At 58.5% G+C, this 11,486-nt stretch carries 9 protein-coding genes; 6 read left to right on the top strand and 3 right to left on the bottom strand.

From position 1 onward, the window contains the following. Window positions 1-174: 174 nt before the first annotated feature. The gene (locus DU484_RS19750) at window positions 175-2,373 is read left to right on the top strand and encodes a phage NrS-1 polymerase family protein (protein WP_157969614.1); all 2,199 of its coding nucleotides are present in this window, start codon (window positions 175-177) and stop codon (window positions 2,371-2,373) included. A gap of 417 nt (window positions 2,374-2,790) precedes the next feature. Here the strand turns inward: DU484_RS19750 and DU484_RS19745 are convergent, their stop codons facing one another. Next, on the bottom strand, window positions 2,791-4,125 hold the full coding sequence (locus DU484_RS19745; protein ID WP_157969613.1) for an RNA-guided endonuclease TnpB family protein: 1,335 nt from the start codon (window positions 4,123-4,125) through the stop codon (window positions 2,791-2,793). A 322-nt stretch (window positions 4,126-4,447) separates the two neighbouring features. On the opposite strand from DU484_RS19745, the gene DU484_RS18760 reads away from it, so the two are divergent. Continuing rightward, the gene (locus DU484_RS18760) at window positions 4,448-4,726 is read left to right on the top strand and encodes an amphi-Trp domain-containing protein (protein WP_114606859.1); all 279 of its coding nucleotides are present in this window, start codon (window positions 4,448-4,450) and stop codon (window positions 4,724-4,726) included. Window positions 4,727-4,865: 139 nt separating this feature from the next. Here the strand turns inward: DU484_RS18760 and ppk2 are convergent, their stop codons facing one another. Continuing rightward, window positions 4,866-5,756, bottom strand: a complete 891-nt coding sequence (gene ppk2, locus DU484_RS18755; protein ID WP_114606858.1) for a polyphosphate kinase 2 — start codon at window positions 5,754-5,756, stop codon at window positions 4,866-4,868. Window positions 5,757-6,153: 397 nt separating this feature from the next. Beyond that, entirely contained in the window at window positions 6,154-6,600 is a 447-nt protein-coding gene (locus DU484_RS18750) for an arsenate-mycothiol transferase ArsC (RefSeq protein ID WP_114606857.1), read from the bottom strand. Between the two features lie 433 nt (window positions 6,601-7,033). On the opposite strand from DU484_RS18750, the gene ppk1 reads away from it, so the two are divergent. From ppk1 to DU484_RS18730, 4 genes are all read left to right on the top strand, one after another. Continuing rightward, the gene (ppk1, locus tag DU484_RS18745; protein WP_114606937.1) at window positions 7,034-9,424 is read left to right on the top strand and encodes a polyphosphate kinase 1; all 2,391 of its coding nucleotides are present in this window, start codon (window positions 7,034-7,036) and stop codon (window positions 9,422-9,424) included. 190 nt (window positions 9,425-9,614) lie between these two features. After that, entirely contained in the window at window positions 9,615-9,926 is a 312-nt protein-coding gene (locus tag DU484_RS18740) for a hypothetical protein (RefSeq protein ID WP_114606856.1), read from the top strand. Window positions 9,927-9,938: 12 nt separating this feature from the next. Further along, window positions 9,939-10,847: a CHAD domain-containing protein gene (locus DU484_RS18735; protein WP_114606855.1), complete on the top strand. Its 909-nt coding sequence runs from the start codon at window positions 9,939-9,941 to the stop codon at window positions 10,845-10,847. Window positions 10,848-11,059: 212 nt separating this feature from the next. Beyond that, window positions 11,060-11,392: a hypothetical protein gene (locus DU484_RS18730; protein ID WP_114606854.1), complete on the top strand. Its 333-nt coding sequence runs from the start codon at window positions 11,060-11,062 to the stop codon at window positions 11,390-11,392. Window positions 11,393-11,486: the final 94 nt, after the last annotated feature.

Genomic DNA, 11,486 nt, shown 5'->3' with positions numbered 1-11,486 from the left:
CTGCCCCCGTTCCCGGAATGACTTTACATAGTATTGGTCCCAACGGGGGTAGCGCCCCCACCGAATTCGCGTGCGGTCTGTTGGTTTTCGCTTTGGCCCAAAAAAATCGCAGAAATCGGTTTGTCTCGCCCGGCGGACCGAGGCGACGGCACGGACTGACATGAGGTTCTATTCATGCCAAACATAGACGTGACTAAAGACGGAGTACCAGACGAAATCCGCACCATCAAGAGCTGGATTTGCTGGCGTGAAGCCATGCGAGACGGAAAACGTACCAAAATACCGACTAAACCATATCGGACGAGTGGTAGCATCAATGTTGACCCTACCAACCCCGATCATCGCCGAGAATTCGACACCGCTTGGAAGGCGTTCAACGATCATCGTGTAGGCGCCGATGGTCTAGGGTTCGTCTTCAGCGACGACGTCACCATCGTCGGTATTGACCTCGACAAATGTCGTGACTCTGATACTGGCGAGATCGAAGAATGGGCGCAGAAAATCATCGACACGGTCAGCTCATATACGGAGATTTCCCCCTCCGGTACTGGTGTGCATATCCTCGTCGGCGGGGAGCTCCCACCCGGGGGGAACCGGAAGGGTCACGTCGAGATGTATGACTCTGATCGGTACTTCACCGTGACTGGAGCTCACGTCGAAGGAACCCCTACGGAAATCCGAAAGTGTCAGGATGAGATAAACGCTGTTCATCTCGACTTCATTCAGAATGGTGTGAGCTCAGATGGACAGGCGACTCTCAACCAGGGGGCGGAAGTCGAAGGTTCAAACAATGGAGATATCGCGGCGACCGCCAGCGACATCGAGGCCCCGGCGCAGCAGAGTGCAAGTTCACTCATCGAGCGTTACGGAGACGACTTCAGGGACGTCCGTGACCCCGCCATCAAGGAAGCCCTCGAGCGGGTCGCGAAGAAGTACCTTCCTTCCGAGTGTCCCACCACATTTAGCGACCTCGCCGGGCCCGGTGTAGACCTATCAGACCAAGAGATACTCCGACGGATGTTCGACGCCAACGGAGGGGACCGCAGGCAGCGTCTCTACGAAGGTGACGCCTCGATGTGGGGGTCATATGACGCCGATTATCCAAGCCAGTCTGAAGCCGATATGGCGCTCGCTCACAACCTCGCGTTCTGGACGGGCAAGGACCCCGAACGAATGGCCGCGCTGTTCGAGGAGTCTGGTCTGCACCGCGAGAAGTGGGGGCGACGTCACTACGCGAGTGGCGCAACCTACGGTAACGTCACGCTGGCCCGTGCGCTCCTCCGAGTGGAGGACTACTACGAAGTCCCGAGCGAGGATGGTGTGAAGTTCTCGAAAGCTGATTCCAACGGCTCGGGGGGCAACAATCGTGACCTTCCACCGATGGAGTTCAATACGGACTCCGACTCTGTGCCGTCCGAGACCGTCAGAACCGCTACGGATGAACCCGGCCCACTGCACAGTGAAGCGACAGCGGACAAGACTCACACCGTCGATGCCGATGCCCATCCCGACCTCGAGGACAGTGAGGAGTTCATCGCTGTCGACCCCGACGGAGACGACGACCCAGCAGCAGTCGCTGACGCCTACACATCCGAGCAGGAACCGAAGCGAGAGAACGGCCAAGCCCCGGATCCGGGTCATGATAGCGCTTCATCGACGACCACTCCCGAGGCTTTCTCTACAGCGGAGACCAATGCTGATGGGAGTCCTGTTCAAGAGCCGAAAGCGGCCGAGACAGGGACCGCGCTGCCGACAGCAGATGGTCGCGAACCAGCTGATTCGCGTGGAGTGGACACCGATTCCAACCTCGACGAGAGCACTCAGCGGATGATGGAAGCGTCTGCTCGCAACGCCGGACCGGGATGGGAACGCACCGATCCGACACTTGCTGATGACGAGAAGCATCCGGCGGATTGGACCGTCGGTGAACTCCGGGGCTACTCCGCAACCGACCAGGCGATGCGTGTCGCTCGTGAAGACCAGCGTATCCTCGCCCGGAAACTCGACCGGCAGGCACGAGAGCTCGCTGAACTCAACCAGCAGGGCGAGGAGAACGAACGCCTCCGGTTCATCCTCACGGTCTATCTTGAAACGATGGACGAGCTGATGGAGGAACGCGCTCGGTATCGGACACAGCTCAAGCGCCTGGGGAAGCTCTCAAAAGACGATTCTGAGCTCCCTGATGACCCTGTGAAGCGAGTCAAGCAGATCATGCGGCCGAAGGTTCAGCGCGAAGACGAACAGACCGCAGAAGAGACCCTCACAGGCATCGACGCCGTCCTACAAGAATATGAACAGGCGAATGAACGCATCAAGGCCAAAGAACAGGAACGCCGGAAGAAACAGGGCTTCCTCTCGCGTCTCTTCAGGTAACGGCAGCGTGTCGTGAAGTACCACGGGTCGAGTGACCCGTGGCGTCCGTGTCTACAAGCGGAGCAGGCCGAGTGCCTCGGGGCTTGACCCCGAGGGTGAATTCCGTACGCTTATTAAGCAATCCACCGTATCGACGGACACAGTTGCAACGTAGGTTAAAGATCTTAATCTGAAGCAACTGCTGGCAGTTGCGAGGAAATGCGACACCTCTCAACACCCTGCTACGGCAGGTGAGACGGGTGTTGTCGGGCGGGGTGGAGCCGCCGACCCTCACGGACGCACCGGGCGTTCGGGTGTGAATTCCAGCCGACCCATCTCGGGAAGGTCGAGGGGAATTAAATTCGCCTGCGACAGCACGGCCCATTTTGGGACGTGCGGTCAAGACGGTGAAGCCGCGGGGCTTGTCCCCGCGGTACTTCACCCTGACGGGGCAACGGTCTTTACTTCCGCTCGCGCTTGACTCGGGGAGTTTTGCGCCGACTCCGTGTCGGTCACACCCGAAGCAAAAACTGCTCCGTGAGCGTCGGCCTCTTCACACAGGCCCGATGCCGTCCGTCTCACCTTCTTCACGCGAGGAAGGGTGTCGAGAGACAGCACATTCTTATTCTGCTTCTTGAACCACTCTTGTGCCACGCACACCGCTGCCTTCCGGTCAGCGTGGTCTTGAAAACCACACGCCTTACACTTGAACCGCTTCTTGTAGCGATTTGCTCGCTCCGTGTGCAAACACTCCGTCCGAGGACACCGTTGACTCGTGTACTTCGGGTCAACAGCATCTGATGGCGTTCTATTCCATGCGGCTTTGTACGTCACCATCCTCCGAAGGGCGGCGAACGGAAGGGAATGCAAGCGGCGGTTCATTCGTGTTCCGTAATCGATGGCGTCTCGCATGTCTTTGAGGTCTTCAAAAACGAGTACCGGGTCGTTGAATTGCGAGACCCAACGATTCACGTCACGCGATACTTTGTGGAGGTGGTCGTGAACGAAGTCTCGTTCTTCCGTGCGGACAACAGTCTCGAACGCGGTTTGGCCGACTTTCTGCATTCGCTTACGCTTCGTGAAGAACTCGTGGCGAACACGCTTGATGTCCGAGTACTCAATGACCACCGAGTCCAGCACATCGCCTGTGTTTCGACACATCGCGGTGAGAGCCACACAATCTTCGTTGATGTCCACGCCAACCACTGTTTCCGCGTTGTCTGGAGACGCTACTGAATGGGTTTTGTGCGTGACCGAGACGTGGAGTCGCCACTCATTGTGTTTGTACACGAGTTCAGAAACACCGACTCGCCACGAGTCGGAGTTCAGCGCGTTCTTCACTTGTTCGAGGTGAGTGGGACTACCACGAAGGACGCCTTTGACGTAGTTGTACGGTTTGTAACTGACGCGGAAGCGAACGTCACCCGAGTCGTCCACAGTGAGCGCGTATCCTTCGTTGTGGTTCATCCGCATCGGATACGGTTCATCGATGTACGGGGATGGGCGTCCCCAGTCGTCGTCTTTGTGGTCGTGGTACGTCTCAATCTCTTTGAGTGCTTTTTGGACGAGGAGTTGGGTAGTGTTTTTGACGTGGTTGGCGTTATCAACTACGGTGTCGTGGATGTCGTTCCAGTCCCAGCCTTCACGATCAAGTCGGTTGACTTCGTTACGTACTCTCCGGGCTTCGAGACAGCTGTCGTGCAAGTTGTCAGGACTCCCCGTTTGGATGGTCAATCCAAAAGAAAGTGTCTGGGTGAGTCCTGCATCTTGCATTACCAGTATTTTGCCGTGAAGTCTAGTAAGTGTAGCGTTTTGTCGGCATTCACCCACGGGTCAGGTGACCCGTGGTACTCTGCCTTGACCGCTTATAGAATCAGTCTCAGCCGGTTAGCAGGACTGCGTACTGAGCGACAAAGGAACTACTAGATACGATTGATATCTGAGGTGGTATGCAAGATATAGAGGGTGTAGTTAGCAACCTATCGTCGTCGTCCCAGTATGCTGGCGATAGTACTGGTATTAGGTAGATGCATCAACTGTGTCACGGGTTGCACAGATACTCACAGTCAATAGCCTGTCCATCGTATGTCGAGGAATGCCCGAACAAACACTGTTCGAATTCGAACGGAACATGGACACAGGTGAAGTTGCACAGTACCTTCGAACGGTCGCAGACCACTTGGAGTCCGGTGATGAATTCACTCTCGAATCCGGTACCGAGTCGGTGACACTCACTCCCCCGAGACGCGTCGAGTTCGAGGTTGAGGTCGAACGCGAAGCGTCGAAGTCTGGGGGATCAGCGGAGATAGAACTCGAGTTCGAGTTGGAGTGGGACGAAGAGGGAACCGGTACTGGAGATCTCAATATCGGGTGAAGAATTTCTTACAAGCCGAAATCGGTGCGATATCGAACACGTGGCACAGAGCATCGAAACGAAAAGGTGGCTTGGGCGCACCTCGCCTGCATCGGGCGAGGGTGCACAGCGGCAACCGCACGACACGAGACCAGCGCGGTCAGGACCGTTCGACGTCGGCTGCCGATGGATTTGACCCATACAGTGCAGGCACCCAGTTCTGGCCGTCGATCGCCGGGCGTTCGTAGTTGGGATCCTGCTGACGGTCCGGCAACTCGGTCGGCCCAGGCATGGTGTCCTCGTACTCGATCTGTGAGAGGAGGTGACTGATACAGTTGAGCCGGGCATGTTTCTTGATATCGGCGTTGATCACGTGCCACGGCGAGTTACTCGTATCCGTGTAGGTGAACATCGCGTCTTTCGCCCGCGAGTACTCGACCCACCGCTCTCGGGCTTCAAGATCGATCGGGCTGAGCTTCCAGCGCCGTTTCGGGTCGTTGCTGCGCTTCTGGAAGCGTCGTTCCTGTTCCTCGTCGCTGATCGAGAACCAGTACTTGATGAGAATGATCCCCGAGCGCATGAGCATCCGCTCGAACTCGGGGGCCGACCGGAGGAACTCCTGGTACTCCTCGTCGGTACAGAAGTCCATCACGCGCTCGACGGTCGCACGGTTGTACCAGCTCCGGTCGAACAGCACCATCTCACCGGCCGCCGGGAGGCGTTCGACGTACCGCTGGAAGTACCACTGACTCTGCTCGCGTTCGGTGGGCTTGCCGAGCGCGACGACTTTCACCACCCGGGAACTCGTCCGGCGAGTGATTCGGTGGATCGTTCCGCCTTTGCCGGCCGCGTCTCGACCGTCGAAGAGCACGACGACCCGGAGCCCCTGCTCTTTGACCCACATCTGGAGTCTGACGAGCTCTTCTTGGAGCCGCTCGAGTTCCCGCTTGTAGTGTTTCTTCTTTATTTTGCCGCTGTCCTTGTACAGGTCCTCCTCGTCGACGGTGGTCAGCACGGACTCCTCGGCCGGTAACACCGGGTGCTCGGTCATGGGAGCTGCCGCTCCTCGTCTCCGCCACTGATCGCCGATGCGTACATGTAGAAATATCAATGGTAGTGGTACATAACTCTCTGCCCCCACGAAACGGCAGGCCACTTCCCAGACTGTGCGGTGTCCGGGGAAGCGCTCGCCGAACACGCCGGTCCGCCGTAGACGGCGACCCGTCGATGGTGGGGGAGCCGACGGGCCATATCCCCACCGAGGTACGACACTACCCCCGGTAGCTAGGGGTGCGATACTGACCCGACGACCGAGACGCACTTTCTCTGCAGCACTCGTCTCAGAACCCACTGAGTTTCAGACAGGGTCGCCGTGCGAGCTAACGCGTGTATCGTGCACCAGGCAGTCTCCAGTCCGAGGGCGGCTGTTTCCTTGGAACGGAGCGGGGTCACGATGTTTCGGCGGACCGACCGGCTTCGAGTTCTGCCAAGAGGTCGGCGACGCGGTCGCGAATCTCATCTCGGATCCCGCGAACGATGTCGAGGGACCGTCCGTGTGGGTCGTCTAGATCCCAGTCGCGATTATCGCCGCTCCACGTAGCTGGGCATAAGTCGTCTGCGGAGCAGCCCATGGTGATTACGATATCGGCATCCTGTAGTTCCTCGAACGTGATTTCACGAGGTGTACGATCCGAAAGATCGATGCCATCCTCCCGCATGACTTCGACAGTGCTTTGATGAACGCTGTCAGTTGGGTTCGTCCCGCCGGTGAGTATCTCAACCCGGTTTCCAAGGTTGCGGTTCTCCATCTCTCGTTTCGCGAACGCGGTTGCCATCTGGCTCCGCCCCGCGTTCTGGACGCACACGAACGCGACGATCACTTCGTCGTCGATCATACCGTTTCGTAGTGCCGGTTCTGAAAAATCCTATCTAAGAGCGGTATAGATTTCTATATACATTATAACACCGGGTGTATCGCTTCACCGGCCGTTTGATGATGGCACAAACCGATATCTTGGACGGCCATGCGTGACTTGTTCTCGTTCCACTTGCTGTCCGTGACCGATACAGAGGCTGTATTCAACAGTCGTGCGGAGGGATGCGTTGAATGTATGTGGTTTTCGACTTCGCCATCAGTCACATGAATACGCAATGTCTGGAGAAACGATGCAGCAGTCCGCTCCTGCGTGCGCAGACTATCGCTCCCTGCGAGTTCTTGTTCCGGGGTTCGTCTTCCACCACGAAGGTGACTGTTTCCCAGTAGGAAGCAGCAAATACTACCAGTGCGGATATGGTTTTATGGAACAAATGAGCGAACCGGAGGAACGAATGACTGAACCGGATTTGACGGATCCACAGTATTATCTCAATCGAGAACTCTCTGAGCTTGCCTATCAGGAGCGTGTTCTGAGTGAGGGCACGAACGAACGCAACCCACCACTCGAACGCCTCCGGTTTCTTGCGTTCTTCACTAAGAACACCGACGAGTTCTTCATGAAACGCGTCGGCGGACTCACACAGCAGGTCACAGCCGGCGTTACTGTGACGACACCTGACGGCCGCACACCCAGCGAGCAGTTGGATGAGGTCATTGAGACCGCACGACCACTGTTCCGCCGCCAAGACACCTACTGGCAGACCGAACTCAAATCCGAACTCGCGGACGTAGGTATCGCGATCCGTGAGTACGACGACCTGAACGGAGAGCAGCGCGACCAACTCCAGACGTACTTCGAAGGGTCCGTTCTCCCCACCCTCACGCCGCTCGCCTTCGATCCCGCCCACCCGTTCCCGTTCATCTCGAACCTCTCCCTCTCGCTCGCCGTCCTCTCGACGGAGACGGGTGAGGACACGACGTTTACGCGAATCAAGATCCCGGCAAATCAGCCCCGTCTCGTCGACGTTCCGGACACCTCCGAACAGTACGTCCTGATCGAGGATCTCATCGAGGCCAACCTCGATATGCTCCTCCCCGGTCTCGACATCCTCGACGTCTCGAAGTTCAGGGTGACGCGGAACGCCGAGGTGCGACGCAACGAAGAGGTCGCCGAGGACCTCGTCGATATCATCGAGGACGTCCTCGAGCAACGGCGGTTCGCGACCATCGTCCGCCTAGAAGTCGATGCAGATATGGCCGATGAGTCAGTCTCGATTCTGACGGAGCATCTCGATGTCGACGACCGCGAGGTCTTCCACCGAGAGGGCCCAATCGACTACGAGGATTTCTTTACGCTTCTCGAGTTGGAGCGGCCGAACCTCAAACTCCCATCGTGGACACCACAGCCACATCCGCGACTACTGCCGAAAGCGGGCGACAGTCGAAACGAGACGACGGCGATATTCGACGAAATCCGCGAGGACGACATCCTGGTCCATCACCCCTATCACGCTTTCGAGGGCACGGTGCAGCGGTTCCTCGACGCAGCCGCGAATGACCCGAACGTCCTCGCAGTGAAGGCCGCGATCTATCGAACGGCGAGCGACTCGAAGGTGATTCAGAGCCTCATCGACGCTGCGGACAACGGGAAACAAGTGGCGGTGATGGTCGAACTCAAGGCGCGCTTCGACGAGAAGAACAACCTCGAATGGGTGCGCCGCCTCGAGGAGGAGGGCATTCACGTCGCCTACGGGACCGTCGGTCTGAAGACACATACGAAGACGGCGCTTGTCGTCCGTCGAGAGGAGGATGGCGTCCAACTCTACTCACACGTCGGCACGGGCAACTATCACTCCGAGACCGCCAAGGGGTATTGCGATCTCGGACTGCTGACCACTGATCGCGACGTCGGGCAAGACCTCACGAAGGTCTTCAACTTCTTCACCGGGCCGACGCTCGACGAGCGCTTCCGGAAGCTCCTCATCGCACCGGTGACGATGCGTGAGCGCTTCACAGAGATGGTCCGTCGCGAAGCCGATCACGCCCGTGCTGACCGGCGTGCGCGAATCGTCGTGAAGGTGAACGGCCTCGAGGACCCGAAGATGGTCGAAGAACTGTATCGCGCCTCGATGGCCGGCGTCGACATAGACCTCATCGTCCGCGACATCTGCCGACTCCGGCCCGGCCTCGAGGACGTCAGCGAGAACATCACCGTGCACTCGATCGTCGGGCGCCTCCTCGAGCACGCTCGGATCTTCTACTTCGAGAACGCCGGCGACCCCGACTGGTTCATCGGCTCTGCGGACTGGATGACCCGCAACCTCGACCACCGTGTCGAGGCCGTCACGCCCGTCGAAGCAACGAGACTGCGCAACCAACTCCGATTGGTTTTGGAGGTCTCACTCACTGACAACCGCCGCCGGTGGGTGATGCAAAGCGACGGGAGCTACGAGCAGGTCACACCGGACGACGAGCCAGTACGGGACACCCAGGAAATCCTGATGGCGGCCACGGACGCCGCCCTCGAGCGTGGGTACGGACCTGGTATGGACGTTGACATGGACCTGATCGAAGAGGGGCTACTCATCGAGCCAACCCCCGACGGGGGTGTCGAAAGCGACCGTGACTTGTCAGCCACCACCGTCGACTCCGATGGGGATGAAGAAGGGCACTCGGACAGCGAGACTCCATCGGTTTTCGACAGATACGCTGAGCAGTGGTATCATCCCGACAGCGAGACGTACGAATGGGCGGTCCGTACACAAGACGGTGACCGTCGGTATTTCAAGACGCGTGACGGTGCCCGGACCCGGCTTCGTTCGGAGTACGAGACACCCTCTTAGCCGAAGCGAGTTGTCGTATTCCCGCCTTTGACGATTTGCCGTCGTACCCCCAGCAGTGTATCACGCCACGAGGTCATGCATTGATGGCGGGTGATTCAGCTATGCTCATGACGACGCGGCTAAAAACCTGACATACCTGAATATTTGACTGCATAAGCCTAAATAGGCTCTATAAACTATCGTCCATATTATGTGCCCAGACGCTTCAGACTTCCCGAGACGGTACGACCAGTACCGCGACAGCTCTGGGTCCTGGACGTTCGACATAGCGGAGTACGAAGACGATCTGGAGCCTCTCATCCCTGGCAGCACCTCGTCCGACTCGACGCCAGAGGAGGCCTACCAGATGGCAGTCTATCTCGAGGGGTTCATTGAAAGGCAGCAACGAACGTCGAACTGGTCCGACGAGGCGCTTGACCGGTTCGAAGCCTTCGAGTCGACACTCGAGGTCGAAGCTGTCGCGACAGCCCTCAGAGAGATTGCCGAGGATAACGGTTCGTAGCCAAAGTCACCCATGGAATACACCCTCCAACCCGACGAACACGTCTCGGACGGAATCAAGCGAATCGTCGACGGCAAGATCGAACGAGGGATCGACCACATCGACGAGGGCGACGACGTACACGAGACGGTCCACGAGGTTCGCAAGCGGTGTAAAGAGATCCGAGCGGCCGTTCGACTCGTTCGGCCGGTCTTGCCCACGTACAAACGCGAGAACGTCCACTACCGGGATGCGGCCCGGCGAATCTCTGATATTCGCGACGCTCACGCGGCTATCGAGACGTTCGACGACCACCTCCGGCCTGCGGTCGAGGCGCGCGGCGCCTTGGACGACTCGACGCTCGCCGATATTCGGGCGACACTGGTCGATCGACGCGAGACGATGACTGCTGAACAGGATCTTGAGCGACGACTGGCGCAGGTCCGGGCGGATCTGGTCGAGGGACGAGACCGCGTCCCGAATCTGCCGATCGCGACGGAGGGGTACGACGCGGTGGCTGGCGGCTTGCGCAAGTCCTACAAGCGGGCCCGGAATCGCATGGGTGAGGCGTACGAGGAGCCGGAGTTCGAGCGCTTTCACGAGTGGCGAAAGCGGATCAAGTACCACCGCTACCACACCCGGCTCCTCCGGCGTGTGTGGGTCGGCCCGATGAAGCGCCGGCGCGCAGAACTCAAACAGCTGTCCGATATCATCGGCTACGAGAACGACCTCGCGGAGTTCGAAATGGTGATGCACGACGAGGAACTGTTCGCCCCAGCAACCAGAGAGATACTGAACGAGATACTCACTGCGAAGCGGTCCGAATTCCACCGTCAAGGCCGGCCCCTTGGCGAGCGGCTCTTTGCGGAAGCCCCTGACCGGCTGATCGACCGTCTCGGTGCCTACTGGACGGCGACACACGAATACGACCCTGCTCCGTGACCAGTCGGTACTGGCCGATTCGCGCGTTGTATCTTGCACGCGGGTCTTGACAAGAGTCGGATAGACAGACCGTGCGAAGTTTTGTATGACAGGCTCTAACGACGCTGTTCCGAACTGTTCGGCCGGCAGGCTGATCGCGCCGTTCGTTCCGTGTGTACCCCCGCTCCTCGCAGCGTGAGTATTGGACCCCAAATGGGGGTGAGGGAAGTGAGATGTACGACAACATCAACCCCGACGAGCGGCGTATCGACAGCGATTTCAGCGGATCAGCGACCGAAGCCAAAATTGAGCCGCAAGAACCCGTGAGCGTTCAGTTCAAGACCGGCGATGGCCCCGAGTTCAGGAAGCCCGACCACGACCCACATGGCGAGACGTTCGCCGCGGTCAGCCATTCCTGGGCGTCGTGTGACGGTGGGTGTGGGATGTCGGGGGTGGTCCCGACCACGCTCCTCGAAGATGCCGACGGACTGACCGGGTGGCCGCCATTCGACATCCTCTGCGAGGCGTGTGCCGAAGCTCGCGATCGCGACGACTACAGCTTCTAGTCGTCGAGGATGTGACGCGGGTCCGTTCGTATGGTTCTAGCTAGTCTGTTATTCACTGTGGACTGTCAGACCCAGAGTAGTGCGATCTATGTTG

The organism is Haloplanus rubicundus, assembly GCF_003342675.1.
Lineage (GTDB): Archaea > Halobacteriota > Halobacteria > Halobacteriales > Haloferacaceae > Haloplanus > Haloplanus rubicundus.
This window is presented reverse-complemented; position numbering and strand designations above follow the sequence as displayed.